This is a genomic window from Oceanispirochaeta crateris (assembly GCF_008329965.1).
GTDB lineage: Bacteria > Spirochaetota > Spirochaetia > DSM-2461 > DSM-2461 > Oceanispirochaeta > Oceanispirochaeta crateris.
Genome location: NZ_CP036150.1, coordinates 1,816,446 through 1,834,048, shown reverse-complemented (window position 1 = coordinate 1,834,048; position 17,603 = coordinate 1,816,446). Strand labels below are relative to the sequence as shown.

The 17,603-nt window shown below is 46.3% G+C and carries 18 protein-coding genes and 1 riboswitch; of the genes, 12 read left to right on the top strand and 6 right to left on the bottom strand.

All coding sequences use genetic code 11. The features are described 5' to 3' along the window. Positions 1-10: 10 nt before the first annotated feature. Positions 11-1,402: a class II fumarate hydratase gene (locus tag EXM22_RS08410; protein WP_149486084.1), complete on the top strand. Its 1,392-nt coding sequence runs from the start codon at positions 11-13 to the stop codon at positions 1,400-1,402. 22 nt (positions 1,403-1,424) lie between these two features. Here the strand turns inward: EXM22_RS08410 and EXM22_RS08405 are convergent, their stop codons facing one another. From EXM22_RS08405 to EXM22_RS08385, 5 genes are all read right to left on the bottom strand, one after another. Next, a complete protein-coding gene (locus EXM22_RS08405) occupies positions 1,425-2,525 on the bottom strand; it encodes a class I SAM-dependent methyltransferase (protein WP_149486083.1) in 1,101 nt (366 codons plus the stop codon). A gap of 82 nt (positions 2,526-2,607) precedes the next feature. Then, complete coding sequence (locus EXM22_RS08400; protein WP_149486082.1) at positions 2,608-3,333, bottom strand: adenosylcobinamide amidohydrolase; 726 nt, start codon at positions 3,331-3,333, stop codon at positions 2,608-2,610. Beyond that, complete coding sequence (locus EXM22_RS08395; RefSeq protein ID WP_149486081.1) at positions 3,330-4,106, bottom strand: ABC transporter ATP-binding protein; 777 nt, start codon at positions 4,104-4,106, stop codon at positions 3,330-3,332. Before EXM22_RS08395 ends, EXM22_RS08400 begins: the two co-directional genes overlap by 4 nt. After that, a complete protein-coding gene (locus tag EXM22_RS08390; RefSeq protein ID WP_168203415.1) occupies positions 4,103-5,131 on the bottom strand; it encodes a FecCD family ABC transporter permease in 1,029 nt (342 codons plus the stop codon). Before EXM22_RS08390 ends, EXM22_RS08395 begins: the two co-directional genes overlap by 4 nt. Further along, positions 5,118-6,047: an ABC transporter substrate-binding protein gene (locus tag EXM22_RS08385; RefSeq protein WP_149486079.1), complete on the bottom strand. Its 930-nt coding sequence runs from the start codon at positions 6,045-6,047 to the stop codon at positions 5,118-5,120. The genes EXM22_RS08390 and EXM22_RS08385 overlap by 14 nt, the downstream gene beginning before the upstream one ends. Before the next feature lie 48 nt (positions 6,048-6,095). Then, positions 6,096-6,291: riboswitch (cobalamin riboswitch) on the bottom strand. A 171-nt stretch (positions 6,292-6,462) separates the two neighbouring features. Between EXM22_RS08385 and EXM22_RS08380 the strand changes: the two genes are divergently transcribed. Beyond that, a complete protein-coding gene (locus EXM22_RS08380; protein ID WP_168203414.1) occupies positions 6,463-7,653 on the top strand; it encodes a DUF1576 domain-containing protein in 1,191 nt (396 codons plus the stop codon). A 14-nt stretch (positions 7,654-7,667) separates the two neighbouring features. Continuing rightward, positions 7,668-8,048 carry a hypothetical protein gene (locus EXM22_RS08375; RefSeq protein WP_149486077.1) on the top strand — a complete coding sequence of 127 codons (381 nt, stop codon included), beginning with the start codon at positions 7,668-7,670 and terminating at the stop codon, positions 8,046-8,048. A 24-nt stretch (positions 8,049-8,072) separates the two neighbouring features. On the opposite strand, the gene msrA is transcribed toward EXM22_RS08375, so the two are convergent. After that, positions 8,073-9,167 (bottom strand): peptide-methionine (S)-S-oxide reductase MsrA, encoded by a 1,095-nt coding sequence (msrA, locus tag EXM22_RS08370; protein ID WP_149486076.1) that lies wholly within the window; start codon positions 9,165-9,167, stop codon positions 8,073-8,075. Positions 9,168-9,348: 181 nt separating this feature from the next. Here msrA and EXM22_RS08365 point away from each other — a divergent pair, with 181 nt between their 5' ends. The 9 genes from EXM22_RS08365 to EXM22_RS08325 all read left to right on the top strand — a co-directional run bounded on the left by EXM22_RS08365 (position 9,349) and on the right by EXM22_RS08325 (position 17,570). Then, positions 9,349-10,218: a hypothetical protein gene (locus EXM22_RS08365; RefSeq protein ID WP_149486075.1), complete on the top strand. Its 870-nt coding sequence runs from the start codon at positions 9,349-9,351 to the stop codon at positions 10,216-10,218. A 102-nt stretch (positions 10,219-10,320) separates the two neighbouring features. Next, positions 10,321-11,310, top strand: coding sequence for an HD-GYP domain-containing protein (locus EXM22_RS08360; RefSeq protein WP_149486074.1), 990 nt, complete (start codon positions 10,321-10,323; stop codon positions 11,308-11,310). 50 nt (positions 11,311-11,360) lie between these two features. Then, complete coding sequence (locus tag EXM22_RS08355; protein ID WP_149486073.1) at positions 11,361-11,777, top strand: YbaN family protein; 417 nt, start codon at positions 11,361-11,363, stop codon at positions 11,775-11,777. A 59-nt stretch (positions 11,778-11,836) separates the two neighbouring features. Continuing rightward, positions 11,837-13,138, top strand: a complete 1,302-nt coding sequence (locus tag EXM22_RS08350) for a glutamate-5-semialdehyde dehydrogenase (RefSeq protein WP_149486072.1) — start codon at positions 11,837-11,839, stop codon at positions 13,136-13,138. Between the two features lie 18 nt (positions 13,139-13,156). Continuing rightward, positions 13,157-13,684: a flavin reductase family protein gene (locus EXM22_RS08345; RefSeq protein ID WP_149486071.1), complete on the top strand. Its 528-nt coding sequence runs from the start codon at positions 13,157-13,159 to the stop codon at positions 13,682-13,684. 189 nt (positions 13,685-13,873) lie between these two features. Then, positions 13,874-15,553 carry an AMP-dependent synthetase/ligase gene (locus tag EXM22_RS08340; RefSeq protein WP_149486070.1) on the top strand — a complete coding sequence of 560 codons (1,680 nt, stop codon included), beginning with the start codon at positions 13,874-13,876 and terminating at the stop codon, positions 15,551-15,553. Continuing rightward, positions 15,553-16,356: a hypothetical protein gene (locus tag EXM22_RS08335; RefSeq protein WP_149486069.1), complete on the top strand. Its 804-nt coding sequence runs from the start codon at positions 15,553-15,555 to the stop codon at positions 16,354-16,356. The genes EXM22_RS08340 and EXM22_RS08335 overlap by 1 nt, the downstream gene beginning before the upstream one ends. 54 nt (positions 16,357-16,410) lie before the next feature. Next, positions 16,411-16,959: a ribonuclease M5 gene (gene rnmV, locus EXM22_RS08330; protein ID WP_210411569.1), complete on the top strand. Its 549-nt coding sequence runs from the start codon at positions 16,411-16,413 to the stop codon at positions 16,957-16,959. A gap of 152 nt (positions 16,960-17,111) precedes the next feature. Next, entirely contained in the window at positions 17,112-17,570 is a 459-nt protein-coding gene (locus tag EXM22_RS08325; RefSeq protein ID WP_246157095.1) for a YehS family protein, read from the top strand. Positions 17,571-17,603: the final 33 nt, after the last annotated feature.

The window sequence follows — 17,603 nt, the reverse complement described above, 5'->3', positions numbered from 1 at the left end:
GAGAGATAAAATGAGCAAAGATATAAGAACCGAATTTGATTCTATGGGAGAGATGCGCCTGCCTTCTGATTGCCTCTGGGGGGCACAAACTCAAAGAGCTGTCGGGAATTTTGCTGTCTCTCCCTTACGGATTCACCCCTACATGGTGAAAGCCCTTTGTCTTATAAAGAAACATGCCGCCAGAGCCAACGCTTCTTTAGGACTGCTGGATGAATCCCTTTCTCAGGCCATTGCCCGCAGTGCGGATGCGATCATAGAAGAGAAGAGTACGGACCAATTTCCCATTGATGTATTTCAAACCGGTTCCGGAACATCCTGGAATATGAATATCAACGAAGTCCTTTCCAACAAGGCGAATCTTCTTTTGGGAGGCGAAGTTGGTAGCCGTAAGCCCGTACACCCCAATGATCATGTCAACATGGGACAATCTTCCAACGATGTCATTCCAACAGCCATCTCTTTGGCAAATCGTCTTCTTTTGGAGGATGCCGTTGCGGGGATGAAAGCCTTGGAGGAGTCGTTCTCAAAAAAATCCATAGAGTTCTCAGAGGTCATCAAACTGGGACGTACCCACCTTCAGGATGCTGTTCCCATGACTCTGGGACAGGAGTTCTCGGCTTTTGCCGTTCAAGTTGGGCAGGGTCGAAAAAACCTTGAGCATCAGAAGACCCTGCTGTGTGATTTGCCTTTGGGTGGGACGGCCATTGGAACAGGATTGAATGCCCATCCGGGATTTGCCCCTGCGGCCATAAAGGGAATTGCCGATGAAACGGGCATTCCTTTTAGACCCATGGATAATAAATTCCAGGGAATCTCCTTCAGAAGCAGCCAGGTGGATCTTATGGGAGTGATCAATTCCATAGCCTGTGATTTTATGAAGATAGCCAATGACTTGAGGCTTCTCACAAGCGGTCCCCGTTCCGGTCTGGGAGAGATTATCCTTCCCACCCTTCAGCCGGGCAGTTCCATCATGCCAGGAAAGGTCAATCCAGTTATCCCCGAAATGGTCATTCAGGTGGCGGCTTTCCTTCAGGGAAAAGCCCTGTCAGTTTCCATTGCCAACCAGCATGGTCCCCTTCAGTTGAATATGATGATGCCCCTGATCTCACATGAGACCCTGACCTCTTTGAATCTACTGGCTGAGACGTCCAGAGTCTTTGCCGCAAACTGTATCGATGGCATTCAGGCCGATGAGGAAAACTGCCTGCAGGCCATAGAAGGATCTCTTGCCATGGTGACTCCTGTTGCCTTGACAATAGGATACGATAAGGCAGCTGAGCTGGCATACAAGGCCTATAAGGAGAAACGTCCAGTCCGTGAAGTTCTGTATGAATCCGGGCTTTTGAAAAAAGAGGATATTGACAGACTCCTTGATCCGGCGACTATGACAGGAGAGCATTGAGGGGCGGTGTAGATGAACTGCTCTATTTACGGCAGAGGATCAGACGGTACTTGCTGTTTTGTTTGAGGATGTTCACCTTCTGAAAATTCTCTTTCAAAATATTTCCATATCCCAGGGTTTTGTTTACAACCAGAGCCATATATCCTCCTTCTCGCAGGACCGCCGAGGATTCTCGTATGAAAGCGAATCCTGTTTCCAATGAGACAGTGTGTCCCCGGTGAAAGGGAGGATTGCACAGGATCAGATCTGCAGATTCCTGCGCTATTCCTCTGAGAATCCGGGTTTGCAATACAGTACAGCGTTCCGCCACTCCTGCACGTTCACTATTTTGGAGGGTGCTGGCCACAGCTAGAGCATTCTCATCGGTCGCAGTCAGCCGGGCTTCGGGCCAAATATTCAATGCTTCCAGTCCCAGAATGCCATTCCCGCAGCCGGGGTCTATGATCACCTTCGGGACAGGAAGATCGGGCATGTTTTTTAATAGGAATCCGCTTCCTGGATCTACCCCCCGGTGGGAAAAAACCCCTGGCAGACTGATGTATCTGCGACCCTCCCAAACATAGGATGAGGATTGTACAGACATTTCTGTTTGGGGTTTCAGAACTCCCTTGTAATATCTGGCTTTTTTCTCAATTCTGGAATAGGTCGCATCCTGAGTTTCTGCCTGAAAGCATTCAAAATAACTCGCCGGAAGATAACGGCTCATGCCGGCGGCAAGAATCTCTGTCTCTTTTTGGATTCCCGCTCTGATTTTCTGCAACTGAAACCGGAAGTGGTCCAATGATTTGGGTATTTTCATAACGATGCAGTCCGGGGCATCCGGTATGGGTTTCAGGATTGATTGAGAAGGACACGGCGGCTTTCCGTTCTCATGCATGTTTTCTGCTGTTTCTTCCAGTTCATGGAGAGAATCGTTGACATGACCAATCAGTTGTTCCGCCAGAGGTACTGATAGAGCTGCGCAGCGGTCATTGACAAGCAGAAGTTTCTGATGTGCATATTTTGTATCTGCCAGGAGTGACAGTAGATATTCATCGGCGGCATCAAAGGGCTTTAATGATTTATCCTGGGTTTCAAATTTGAGTGTAAAATGACCAAAGTCGGTGATGTAGGAGTATTTCATGGTTTGCAGTATAGCCTGACTTGTCAGCTGATGTTAAGGAAGGGGGCTTTTTTCAGAAATTCACATCGACTCTTGATAAGAATCAGATGATTTTCAACCTTTCCATCTCTTGAATGAGTCTAATCACCTCCTGTAAGGGAGTAATGACGGCTCTGGCGAGCATCTCTCCCAACAGGGTGTGTTTGCCGCAAAAGTGGATTTCCGGGCCGTTTCCTGAGAAGACGAGATGAGAATCCGTACCCGTTCCAGAGGCGGGGATTCCGGATACCCGGCTTTTTACGTCATTATTCATCACAGCCCAGCTGCGGGCTTCGGTGACGACCATAAGGGCTTCACAAAGAGCGGCCTCGGACAAGCGGACATTTGTTCCTGCTATGATATTGATGGTGCCCTTACCGGCTCTATGAGCTTCCAGTTCTCTGAAGTCGGCCTTATCTCCTGGAGCGCGTGAATTGGTCAATCCGGCTGTCAGGCAGCAGAAAACACCCACATCTCCCTCGGTTTCACTGTAAAAGCGAAAACTCTTCATGGATGCGGAGGTCATCATTCCGGCAAAATCTTTTCCCATATTCAGAGACCTGGCTTTATTTTCAAGGGTAAGCTGAGGAGATTCGTACCCCTTATATTCATCGGAAACATTATGAGTAACCTGCATGTTCAGAACATGGGAGATGGTCTGTCTGCCTCCCCGGTACAGGGCCGATGACAGGGATTCGACAGGTGAGGAAAAATCAAGACGGGCATGATCTTCTTCACAATTGTATGAAATATCTAGTCCCTTCAGGGGGATCGTTCCGCATTGCTTCATGATTTGATTGGTCCTAACAGAGCTGTATCCTCCTGATGGTGGTGATAATAGTCTAGGTTTATTTTGTAGACTTTGTTTATGTTTTCCGGAGTTACGACGTCCCGGGCCAGCCCTGAGTCCTCGCAGTTGCCTTCATGGAGTAGAATGACCCTGTCTGCGTACAGTAGGGCCTGATTGATGTCATGCAGGATGGCAATCACTGTTTTCCCCCTCTTCGCTTCCTCCTTGAGGAGGCAAAGGAGATCATCCTGATGGTGGAGGTCCAAATGGTTGGCCGGTTCGTCCAGGAGGAGAACCTTCGGGTCCTGTGCAAGGACACGGGCCAGCAGTACTCTTTGGTACTCTCCTCCGCTGAGGCTGTTTACTTCGCGGTCAGCCAGCGATTTCAGATCGAGTCGATCCATCAGGAGTGCCAGAGCCTTATGATCAACCGTATCATGCCATAATGACTTGGTCTTCCGGTAGTATCCCATGGCAACCATCTGTTGCACTGTATAGGCAAAAGCCGTTTCTGTTCTCTGGGGAACCAGTCCGATCAAGGCGGCTCTTTCCCTGTCTTTTAAAACGGATAGATTTTTTCCAAAGACGGTGATTTTTCCATTATCCGGTTTGAGCCTTCCCCTTAAAAGAGAGAAGAACGTGGTTTTCCCCGAACCGTTCGGCCCCAATATGACCGTCAGCATTCCGGGGTATATTTGAATATGAGGAAGGTTCAGGTGAAAATCTTTCCCATAGGAAAAGTTCATATCCTCGACCATGACTGCTGGGTTCACTGGGATTGTCCTTTTCTGATGTTCATACGCAGGAGATAAAGGAAAAAGGGACCACCCATGAGGGCCGTAAGAACGCCCACAGGAATCTCCGTGGGGGCAATGACTGTCCTGGCCAGGAGATCTGAGAGAATCATCAGCAGAGCTCCTCCCATGAGAGACAGGCCTGTGAGGCGCCTATGATCGGGTCCCGAGATAAGGCGCATCAGGTGGGGGATCAAAAGGCCGGCAAAACCGATGATTCCACACACAGAAACCACGGTGGCGGTTATAAGGCAGCTCACCAATAGGAGTACAAAAGAGACTCTTTCGGGGTTGATTCCAAGTGAATGGGCCTCTTCATGGCCGAGGCTCAATAGGTCCAGCTCTCTATGGCGGCTGAGGATGAACAGAACAGATGGTATCAGCAGTATCAAGAGGATCAGGCTCTTTCCCTGTGTGGCCGCAGAAAAACTGCCCAGGGTCCAGAATACGATCCTTTCTATTTTTTCTCTGTTGATCATCATTAAAACCGAAACGCCCGCCTGGGCAATGGCGCTGAAGGCAATTCCCGCCAGGAGAAGGGAGCTCATGTTGTTCCGGTTGCGTGCTCCCAGCATCAGGATCAGGAAGACCGAAAGCAAGCTCCCAGCAAAGGCTGAGGCCGTCAGTCCCAGGGCGGATAAAAAGGCCAGGGGGACATTCAACATCATAAACAGGGCGGCTCCCAGGGAAGCTCCTGAGGCAACACCGAGCAGGTAGGGCTCGGCCATGGGATTTCTGAAGATGGCCTGAAACACGAGTCCCGACAGGGAGAGTCCCGCACCGGAGAGGCCCGCCAGGACTACTCGGGGTAACCGGATTTGGAGAAGGATAATCTGCTGTGCTTCGCTGAGTCCGCTATGGCTCCGGGTAAACAGGAAGCTGAGAATCCCCTTAAAAGGAAGAGGCACTGCTCCTATGGAAGACGCCAGGGGGATGGAGAGGAAGAGGAGACTCAGGAGGATCAGCCCCGGGATACGAGAGGTGGCTCTGTCAGGGTTGATCAAGGGCGGATTCCATGATGAGGGTGAGTTCTTCCAATGCTGTGATTTGCCGTGGTCCCTGGCGAACCAGGATATTTTCATCAATCTCAAAGACTCTATCATTGAGGGAAGCCTTGAGGCCGTCATAGACTGGAAGTGAAAGAAATTCCTTCTTTAAACCTCTGTTCAAAATGATGATTTCCGGCTGCTTGGAGACTAAAAGCTCTTTTGAATAGGACCATCCAGATTGATCTGCAGCGATATTCTTTCCACCGGCAAGGCTCAGCAGCTCGTTGATGAAGGTACTTCCACCGGCCGTCCAGTCTCCTCCGTCTCCGAATCCCAGAGCGTAATAACAGCTGGGATGGTACCGCATTTGGCTCACTCTCTGGCCGACAGCCTCAAGGCGGGTGCTTATATCCTGGAGTAGGGCAGTTCCTTCCTCTTCGGCATTCAGCAAAGTGGCACAGCCCGAGATGACACTCTTCATGCCGTCAAAGTTTTCTTCCCCGTAAATCATCACCGTAGGGATGCCAAAGGACTCCAGTTTCTCCAGCACTTCCAATGAGACATGTGTGGAAGCTATGATCAGGTCGGGATCCAGATTCACGATTGTTTCCATGTTGGGTTCTATCAAGTTCCCCACACTGGGTATAAGGCTGACCTCTTCTGGAAAATCACAAAAATCGGTTCGACCAATTAAGAGATCCCCCCTATCCAGGGCAAAGATTGTTTCTGTCATATTAGGACCCAGGGAGACCACTTTCCGGGGATATTCCTGGAACACCCGGCTCACGCCGCGGCTATCTGTGAAACTGAAGGGTTCTATTTCATTCGGGAGCCTGCTGATTTCCGATGGGGAATCCATCTGTCCTGTTGAAAAAAGGTTCAGGCAGAGAGAAAGCATTAGCAATATCAGGGGCTTTCTTTTCCTATCCATATGTAATCTCCTCGTTACATCATCAGCGGCTGTTGGCCGCCAATGGGTGGATTGAAATCATCTGATTCAGGTTTTCTGACTCACAGATCATAAAATTCTACCAAGCCTTCCCGGGCGACCCAGTGGCTATTCCCTCCTTCGAGGTCCTTGAATGGCAGAATTTTCCCTGTTTACAGCGGCGGGACCGTGGAGGCATTGCACCTCTCTTCCCTCAATTCAGGATGTTGGAGAATATTATATACTGATGTGCATCCTTTTACCATTCCTTTAGTCGAGGATCTTTGCTGTATCATGTTGACAGATGTGTTCAGAAATCTAGAATAAGATACTATTTGTAATAAAAGGGGAGCGGGTTCTGAAAACTTCATCGAATATTATATCTCTATATCTATTTTTAATGATTTTTCTTTTCATTATGGCCGCATTTTTCAATGACGGTGTGATTGAATCTCTCCAGGCTTTCTTGAATCTTCAACTTCATCCCGGGAGACTGATTAATGACTTCTTTGCCGTTGCCGGCATAGGGGGCACTCTTTTAAATGCCGCTGCCGTCGGTCTTATTGGTGTTATTCTCGTTTATGCTACGGGAATTTCTTTTTCAGGAACGACCTTTGCCGCCATATTGACCATGATGGGATTTGGTCTTTTTGGAAAAACACCCCTGAACATTCTGCCTATCATTTTAGGGGTCACTCTTTCGGCCCGTTTAGTGGGCAAAAAACTGCGGGATTATATAATCATCGCCCTGTTCGGCACAGCTATGGGACCCCTTGTTAGTGTCTTGTTTCTGGAAACCGGTTTGGATCTCTGGCAGGGAGTCTTCCTTGGATTTTTAGGGGGAACTGTCGCCGGGTTTATTCTACCGTCCCTTGCGGTTGCCATGCTGCACCTGCATCAGGGATACAGCCTGTACAATATGGGGCTGACTTGCGGGTTTCTGAGCCTCTTTGCCGCTTCTATACTTAAGGCGGCAGGTCTTCCCTTTGAACCAGCTCTCGTCTGGTATACTACAGATATTCTGTTCTTGAAACTTCTCATCCCGGGCTTGTCCATACTCCTCATTGGGATGGCTCTAGTCAGGGAAAAAGGAAAGGCTTTCCGGGCTTTCCTATCCATACAGAAGCAGTCCGGACGGCTTCCTTCTGATTTTACCGACTTGGAGAGTCCCGGTGGAGCCTTTTTGAATGCAGGACTCCTCGGGCTGGCAGGTTCGGTCCTTGTTTTAGCCGTAGGGGGGGATTTTAATGGTCCTGTCCTTGGCGGTTTGTTGACTGTCATGGGATTTGGTGCCTTTGGTACTCACTTCAGAAACTCCTGGTCCGTAGTGGCAGGAGTGGCCTTAAGCTGTTTTGTCTTCTCAAGACCGCTTTCTGATCCGGGGCCTGTGCTGGCTCTGCTGTTCAGTACCACCCTGGCACCCTTGGCGGGGCAGTTTGGTTATTTTACTGGATTGTTAGCCGGTTTCATTCATTTTGTCATGGTCAGCCAGACAGGAACCTGGCAGGGAGGTATGAATCTGTACAACAACGGTTTTGCAGGAGGCCTCACGGCCGCGGCCACGGTGGCAGTCATCCAGTGGTACCGGAATAACAAAGTAGAAAAGTAAGGAGTTTTGAACATATGAAAAGAAAAGATCTCATTCTGAATCTGATCGGTGAAATATCAAATTATCTGCTGGACGAGAATCCCATGCGCCTTGTGGTCTCTCTTCATCAGGAGGAAGACGGTCTCCACCTCTGTATCCTGGATGACAACAAGCATACAGAGGATGAACTGGATTCCATGAGAAAAGCCCTAAATAGCCGCAAACGTCCTGAGCTGGCCGAATATTACGGCGCCATGACAGGTCATGATATGCTGGGTTCCGCCCGTCTGGATCTTCTGGGATGGCAGGTCAAACATTCAGATGTTGTGCAAACCGATTCAGGGATCAAGATTGATCTTTGGTTTGGAGGCGACCGTTTTCAAAGCCATCAATTCACCATCCCGGTTGATAAATAATTTTTTGCCTTTTTCATATTGTCTTTAAGGAAAGAAACTTAAAAAGGACCCATATCCCTCCTGTTCCAATTCAGAGAGGGGGATGAAGCGGAGGGCTGCCGAATTAATACAGTAGCGCAGTCCAGTGGGTGCCGGACCATCGGGGAACACATGACCCAGATGACTATCGCCGTACAAACTTCGTACTTCCACCCTTGTGTAAAGCAGTTTATTGTCCGTATGTTCGGTGATATTCTCTGCCACCAGGGGACGTGTGAAGCTAGGCCAGCCGGTGCCGGATTTATATTTATCGACAGAACTAAAAAGGGGTTCACCTGTCACAATATCCACATAAATTCCCGCATCTTTGTTCTCCCAGTATTCGTTGTCAAAGGCGGGTTCTGTCCCCTCATTCTGGGTGACCTCAATTTGCAGGGGTGTCAGAATTTCTTTGATCTCCTTGTCTCCCGGCTTATTGTAACTGACTTTCTCAAACCCCCATACTTCTTCTAGAAACTGATCTCTTCCAGAGTTGTGCCTGTAGTACTTGTAGCGAATAGGATTTTTCTTGTAATAGTCCTGGTGATATTCTTCGGCAGCATAGAAGTTCACATAGGGTCTGATGGGTGTGACTAAGTCTTTTTTGAAAATGCCGGACTCATTCATTGCCTTCTTGGAGGCTTCGGCGAGGGCTCTTTGTTCTTCAGAATGGTAGAATACAGCGCTGGTATACTGATTGCCCCTGTCTACGAAGGAGCCTTCTCCATCGGTGGGATCCATCACCCTCCACAGTGTATCCAGGAGTTGGCTGAAGCTGACTCTCTTGGGATCATAATAGATTTGTATGACTTCCAGATGTCCTGTTGTCCCTGAAGATACCTGTTGATAGCTCGGGTTCTCCAATTGACCACCTGAGTAGCCGGAAATGACTTCACTGACACCCGGAACTTGTTCAAAATCAGATTCGGTACACCAAAAACAGCCTCCTGCAAAGGTGGCAACTTCAAGGTTTGAGTCAGAGAGAATTTTTTCAAGGTCATCGCTGCCTTTGCTTCTTTCTCCAACTTGATCCGCCTGCTGACCCCCGGCATAGAGAGCCGATCCTCCCCATAGCATTAACAATATGAAAATCCTGAACATAAAATACTCCTGACTTATTTTTATTTTTTGTAGCAACTCTCTTATAAAATAAGCTATTTAGGACCGGAAAGTTTCATAAATATTATAAAAATAGTATTAATAGGGGCGGTTCTTGATGGATTCTCAAATTCTCAGGATGAGTAGCAGTGTTCTAAACTCGATTTATATGGTATAAAAGAGGATGCTCAAATATGAGAACGGATTTATAATAGACTCGGATATCAAAGGTCTTTTTGTTTCTACCTGGAACATTATCAGGCCCCATTTAGCCTATATGACGCTGATCTGGGCGATCTTTTATATTCCTACCAATGCATTCATTCTCATAAGATCCGGAGATATGATGAGGCACTTGAGCAGTGGCAGTGCTGTGGTTTTACCTGTGATGTTATTGCTGAATCTTTTAGGCACCGTTCCGAACATTTCCTTGATTTTGCTTGTGAAGAATCAAGACTGTGATGATTATAACAGCCTTGTTGCCTCTGCCTTCAAAAAACTTCCCTTTTACATTACGACCAGCTTGGCCATGATTGTGCGTATGATTCCATTGATGCTCGCCGGCATCATTGCCGCCACCCTGATCAGTGTCTTTTTGAGCAGTAGTCATATAGATCCTCTGACTCAATTGTATATTGTTTTGCCTGTGATCGCTATCACAGGGTTTATCTCCCTCATCCGGTATTCCTCTTCTGTGAATTTCTTTCTGATGAAGGATGTCCGTAATTTCAGAGCCGTTACTTTCAGCCGCATACTTTTTGAGCTCAATAAGAAAAAAGTTCTTGCTGTTTTTGGTATTTGCAGTTTTTTACCCCTGGTTTTGAATTTTATAATCCTCTACAGGGTCGAAAATGATGCATTGAACATCTTCTCTGGGTTTCTGCTCGGCTACTATATGTTTCTCAGCAGTGGATTTTATGCGGGTTTGTTCAATCATGTAAGAGAAACAGAAATGGATATGGTCCCGAAAGGAACCCATCCCCACTCCTCTATTGAATCCTTGGAGAACTCCCATGAATACCGGGATTCTTCCAGCGATGGGGACCGACAATGATTGACCCAAGGAGAGTCTCCGGCATTTCTTGAAGCCTTTAACAAGATTCGTTTATAGTTAGTATATTGTAAATATTTTGAGGATTTAACAGGGTATATTTAAATGATATCGATACGAAGAGAGAAATGGATTCCGGTCAGAAAATCCAATCTGAAGTACTACGATGACATAGATCTCTATTACCGAAATAAATCTTCAGGTAATATCCTTCTCTACAAGTCTTCGGGAATGGAGATTTCAGATCTTCGCCTCAAGGATAAACCCTATACGGGTGATCTCTATATACGTCCGGAGGATAAGAGCAAATGCTTAAGACAGGTTCAAAAGGGATTCAGCCTGGATCTGGACCAAAGCATGGCTGTTGGCGTTGATAAAGTTAAGGAAAACCTCATCAACATCATTGATGAAACCCTTCACGAACCCCGTTCCGGAGGTCTTGAGGTCATACCCGATACGATCGATATCATTGTTGAAAGTTATTCCAAACAGCCCGATGTGATAAAGAACCTCGCCAAGATCTCCCATTCTGACTATACAACGACCATTCATTCCATCAATGTCATGGCTTTAACAGTGGGTTATTGTTTTTTTACAAAAAAGACATTTGAAAAAACTGTCGAGTATGGTTTAACCGCGTTGTTTCATGACATAGGTAAAACCGAAATCCCTCAGAAAATCCTGACATCCGTAAATCAGCTGACAGACTTGGAATTTTCAACCATGAAGCGTCATACCCTTCTAGGGGCAGAGATCCTACAAGCCAATAGTCCTGCCGTTCACTGTGCCATTCCTGGGACTCTGGAGCATCATGAGAAGCTGGATGGCAAGGGGTATCCTTATGGTTTGACAAAAATTTCAGAAATAGGTCAGATCCTGGCTATCATCGACTCTTATGAAGCCATCACAAACGACGAAAGGATGTATAGGAATGCCATGGAACCCCTGGAAGCCTTAACCATTCTTAAAGAGGAAGTGGACAGGAAACGGCTCAACAGGGAGTATTTTGAAAATTTTGCCTATAGTCTCACCGATTTTACCAAGAGCAATAGAGACAAATCTTTCAGGAAGATCTTTTCCGGTTCTGACATTTAAAGACATAAAATGACAAATTTGTCCAACCATACTGATTTCAGGAGGTTCCTATGTTAAAGCCACTACTCATCTTTCTTGGTTTTTTATCCCTTGGCCTTGGAGGCATTGGTATTATCCTACCAGGACTGCCCACAACTCCCTTTGTTCTCTTATCGGCAGGGCTTTTTCTCAGGAGCAGTGAAACACTCTATGTCAAACTCCAATCCAATAGAGTCTTTGGGAAATATCTCCGCCAATACAGCAAAGACAAAGGTATGAGTCTCAGGGTGAAACTCATCAGTATCCTGATGATGTGGTCCATGATCGGCCTGTCCGCCTACAGAATCTCCCATCTTCACTTTCGCCTTACACTCCTTGTTCTGGGACTGACAGGAACTATTGTGATGGGGTTCATTGTGAAGACAGTCAAGCCGAAGGGATATTCCTCTGAAGATGAACTGGAATCACAAGAGTTTGATTCTCGTTGAAACATGCTCTTTTTTATGATAAAAAAATGGGGGATTCAAGGAAGACAATGGAGAGGGTTATGACCATACTGAATAGAGCGCAAGAGGCGAGAAAAGCCTCCTTAATACTGGCTGCAGTCAGTTCCGATCTTAAGAACAAAGCACTGGAAGCCATGGCCGCCGCTCTTGAAGACTCTAAGGCTGAAATCATTCAGGCCAATCGGGAAGATTACCGTAGGAGTGAGAAGGCCGATCTGCCGGGGCCTCTTCTGAAAAGACTCATTTTTGAAGATGAAAAAATTTCCCAGGTTATTGAGGGAATCAGGAGCCTCGTTTCCATGAAGGATCCTGTGGGAGAGACCCAGATGGCCCGTGAACTTTCTCCCGGATTGGATCTCTACCGTATCAGCTGTCCCATCGGGGTCGTTGGCATCATCTTTGAATCAAGACCGGATGCTCTGGTTCAGATCTCATCGCTCTGTCTGAAAAGCGGCAATGCTCTACTCTTAAAAGGAGGGTCTGAAGCGGCAGAGACGAATCGGGTCCTCAGTCGGATTATACATGACTCGACAGTCAAGGCTGGCCTCCCTTCAGGTTGGATTCAGCTAGTCGAAACCCGTTCTGATGTGAATGATATGTTCAGGTTGAATGAGTACATCGACCTTCTTATCCCCCGGGGATCCAACTCATTTGTCAAGTATATCATGGAGAACTCCAGTATTCCCGTTCTCGGCCATTCTGATGGAATCTGCCATATCTATATTCATGACGATGCGGATTTGCAGATCATTAATCCCATAGTGCTAGACTCCAAGACTCAGTATGTTGCCGCCTGTAACAGTGTAGAGACTCTCTTGGTTCATAAAAAAATTGCTTCTTCCGTCCTTCCCGGATTACAGAAGGTCTTGGAAGAGAAGAGCGTAGAACTTGTTGGCTGTGATCGATGCCGTGAGATCATCGATGTTGCCCCTGCCAGCGAGGAAGACTGGTCGACAGAGTATGTTGATTATAAACTCTCAATCAAAATCGTGGATTCATTGGATGATGCGGTGCAGCACATCAATTCCTTCGGTTCCGGTCATACCGATGCAATCCTGACAGCCTCAAAAGAGTGCTCCTCGGCCTTCATGGCCAGAGTGGACGCTTCGAGTGTTTTCTGGAATTGTTCCACCCGCTTCAGCGATGGGTTTCGCTATGGCTTCGGGGCGGAAATTGGTGTCAGTACCAGTAAGATCCATGCCCGGGGGCCAGTTGGAATGGAAGGTCTTATGATCTACAAATACAAACTATTAGGCAGTGGACAGACCGTGGCTTCTTTTTCTACGGGAGAAAATGAGTACACCCATAAGCCTTTGGAAGAAAATCTTCAATCGGATAAATGAATATAAAGGAATAGATCTGTGACAAGAGCCAATATTGATGTGAATGAATTGAGTGTGGAGCCAACGGCCATTTGGAAAGACAGCTGGCTTCTATTGACCTCAGGAAACCTCAAAGATGGTCTATTCAATACGATGACCGTGGGGTGGGGGAGTCTGGGGGTTATGTGGAAGAAGCCCTTTGTTCAGGTCGTGGTCCGTCCCGGGCGCTATACCTATGAGTTTATGGAGAACTATCCCGACTTTACACTCTGTGCCCTTCCTGACGACTTTAGAAATACAATGAGTCTTATGGGTTCTATTTCCGGGCGGTTCAAAGATAAAATCGCTGAATCAGGACTGACACCTTTAGCATCTCTTAGGGTCGGATCTCCCTCTTTTGAAGAAGCCGAACTCATTTTAGAATGTAAAACCATGTATAGAGACCGAATCAAACCGGAGAACTTTTATGATGATTCACTGGAAATGAATTACCCTCTCAAGGATTATCATGTTGTCTATTTTGGAGAAATTCTCCGGGCAACAGGAGTTTCCAAGTATCAAAGATGACAAGATAACCCCTTCCAATCATGAAGATGGGTTCCGTATTTTTATGAATCTGTACAATATCAGAGTGATCCTGGGATTCTTTCAGTAATTTTCGTCTTTCAATTTCCAAATTGATAGTCTAAAATATTTCATTGACTCTATTTTTTTCGAGGCGGTATGAAAGAGCCGGCTCTCTCTGGAGGTATTTTTATGAATTTAACACCCTGGGAATTCCTACCAAAATACAAAGGTAAGTACTTTAATGGTACCTGGCCGACTCTTCCCGAAGTCCTTGAAATTACGGTTGAGCGTTATGGCGAAAGAAGGGCTTTTACTGCTTATTCTCCAGAACTTCTGGAACTGACTTACAAGGATGTATTGGAAAAATCCAAGATTATCGGACAGTATCTTCATTCCCATGGTGTTCGAAAGGGTCACCGTGTGGGTGTCACCGGAAAGAACTCCCCCGAATGGGGACTTGCCTACCTCGGTATTCTTTTTGCCGGTGGTGTTGTTGTTCCATTGGACTATGGACTCAGCAATGGTGAAGTTGAGAAACTTATGGAAATGGCCGATGTTGACATCCTGTTTTGTGATGAAGAAAAGTATGATTTTTTCCAAGATAAAAATCTCAAGAATTTGATAGCTCTGTCACCCAAAAAAGAAAATTATGTTTTGCACATCAGTCATGATGGAGATGAAACCATAGATATGCCCCAAGAGGATGATCTGGCTGCCATTCTGTTTACGTCAGGAACCACAGGTGTTTCCAAGGGCGTTATGCTGACTCATTCCAATTTTGTCAGTGATGCTTACCAGGCTCAGGCGAATATGAACATCTTCCATACGGATGTATTTTATGCCCTTCTTCCCCTGCATCACTCTTATTCCATGCTGGCTGTTTTTATCGAATCACTCTGTGTTGGTTCAGAAATCGTGTTTGCCAAGCATCTGGCCATCGCCCAGATTCTAAAGGACCTTAAACAGGGTCAGGTCACCATGTTTTTGGGAGTTCCCATGCTCTTTAACAAGATGATCAAGGGATTGATGAAGGGAATCCGTGATAAAGGAATCGTTGTTTATGGATTGATTCTGTTTTTGATGTGGATTAGCGGCCTCATTAAAAAATACTTCCATGTAAACCCGGGGAAGAAAATGTTCAAAGGACTCCTTGCAAAATTATCCCTTGATACCAACAGGGTTTGTATTTGCGGTGGAGGTCCTCTTCCTGCGTCCACATTTAAGATGTTCAATCAATTGGGAATTGACTTTGTCCAGGGATATGGATTGACCGAGACCTCACCCATTGTCGCCTTGAATCCCAAGGAAGCTTACAAAGAAGATTCTGTGGGAAAGATGATTCCCGGCACACAGACTAAGATTCTTGATCCCGATGAGAGGGGATGCGGCGAAATTGCCCTCAAGGGTTCAATGGTCATGCGGGGATATTACAAGAATGATGAGGCCACCAGAGAAGTCTTCACGGAAGACAACTGGTTTAAGACTGGGGATGTGGGTTATTTGGATGAGGATAACTATCTGTATCTCACAGGTCGGGCGAAATCTATGATTGTCACAGAAGGGGGCAAGAATGTGTTCCCCGAAGAAATTGAGGATAAGTTCCAACTGTATGATGAAATTGATCAGATTCTTATCCGCGGCTATGTGTTGGATGCCAAAATGAAGACCGAGGGAATTGAAGCTCTGATTTATCCAAATCAGGATGGGAAAGATCTAAGCCGTGAACACTTTCAAAAAGTGATCGATGAGGTAAATTCCAACCTGAAGGCCTACCAGAAAATTAGCCAATTTCATATACTCCATGAAGCCATGGAAATGACAACTACAAAGAAAATAAAGAGACACAAAGTCGTTTTGAAAGAGGATTGATGGATCTCACAATACTGGATTCTGTAGAAGACCTGGTCAAAAGGGTCGAAGAAGAAACGGGAAAGCCTGTGCTGTGGGTACAGGCTCCCGGAATGAACAGCATGGTGGAAATAAAACCTGCTGGTAAAGAAGATAAGGGACATATTTTTTATATATCTGAATTTTTTAAAGATCCCGAGGGACAGCATCTAATAGCCTGTAAGTGTTACCAGATTCTCAGGATGTTCCGGGAAGAGGCTGAGAAACGGCTTATTCCTTCATCAGGAAAAGAGCATTTTAACAATGCCCGGATGCGCCTGGCCCTGGATGCAGAAGGCCGCCCGGATTTATCGAGGGCCCTGAATGAGGATGAGATCGTACGGGCCTGGATATATGGAGTTGTGAACCAGCTGATCAGTCAGCCAGCGGATATTTATATACAGAAAGCTATATTCGAAGAGATACCTGAACTGGAAGAACCCCGTAGAATCGTTCTGGAGCGGCAGTTTTTAGATTTTATGGCGGCACAAAAGGAAGAAGTCAGGATCTATAGCCCTAAAACGATCTATGATGCGTCCCTGATAATGAATTCTGTCTACCTCAACCTTTTGGATAAACTGGCCGGGACCGATTTTTTATCCCGAACGGGAGTCCTGCCCCAGAGCCGTAAAATTGCAAGGCTTCTGAAGGCCACCTTGGAAATCACATCCGATTCTCCCGAGAGCGACCGGCAGATTACCGATCTCTGGGCGGATTTTCTATCCATCAGAGACTGGTATGAATGGATTTCTCCCGACAGTGAGGAGATCGTATCAGGTCTCTGAATTATACCTGTATCAACAGGCAGATAAAATCAGATTTCTCCCGGGGTAGATGATATGATAATACAAGAACTAATTGTGGTTGAAGGGGTTGATGATGTGGCTGCCGTTAAAAAAGCGGTTCAGGCAGAAGTCCTCCCTGTTCATGGTTTCGCCGTAAAATCCAAAAAAACGTTGGATAAAATCCGTTTTGCCAGTGAGCGAATCGGTGTGATTGTCCTCACCGATCCGGATCATGCAGGTAGAACCATCAGAGAAACTATTGAAAAAGCGGTTCCCAATGTCAAACACGCCTATATCTCCCGGAAAGAAGGGACCAAAAAAGACAATATCGGCGTTGAAAATGCAAGTAGCGAAGCGATTATTGCCGCACTTGAAAAAGCCCGGTTTAAGCTCGTGGAAAACACTCAGGAATTCTCATTGGCAGATATGGATTCTTACGGATTGAGCGGAGCCTCAGGTTCAAAGGAAAGACGGCAGAATCTGGGTCAGCTGCTCAGGATCGGCTACGGCAATACAAAACAGTTCCTGGCCCGGCTCAACCACTTCGGAATCAGCCGGGATGAACTTGAAAAAGCGCTTTCCCAGATCAATAAAAGAGTATAAAAACGAAAATCCAATACTAGGAAAAGGGAAGGGGCTGGATGGGAGTGGGAAGCTTTTTGACGTAGGTTTTTCCTGTACTTTATTCCCTTTGTATAATATCCTAAGGCATTGGAACTTGTCTCAACAATTATGATTTTGACAAGAAAGGATGAATGATGGAATTCAACACAGTACTACGAAGCTTGCGTTATGCACTTGATTATACAGACCAGCAAATGACCGAAGTCTTTGCTTTAGACGGTTATAAGGTGACCTCATCCGATATCAATCTGATGCTCAAACATGAGGAACAGGATGGCTTTTTAGCCATTGACGATGTTGTTCTCGGTCATTTTCTAGATGGGCTGATCACTCAGAAAAGAGGCCCTGCAGATCCTAATCGAAAAGCACCACTGCCTCAGGCATTGGATAATAATATGGTATTGAAAAAGCTTAGAATTGCCATGGAACTGAGAGAAGAGGATATGATCAGCACCCTCAAGAAGGGTGGTTTTGTTATTTCAAAGGCTGAATTATCTGCTCTGTTCAGAAAAAAAGGGCATAAGCATTACAGGGAGTGCGGGGATCAACTCCTTCGTCACTTTTTAAAAGGGCTTGCCATCCCCGATTGATTTGATTCCAGAAAAAAAAGAGCAGTTCATATG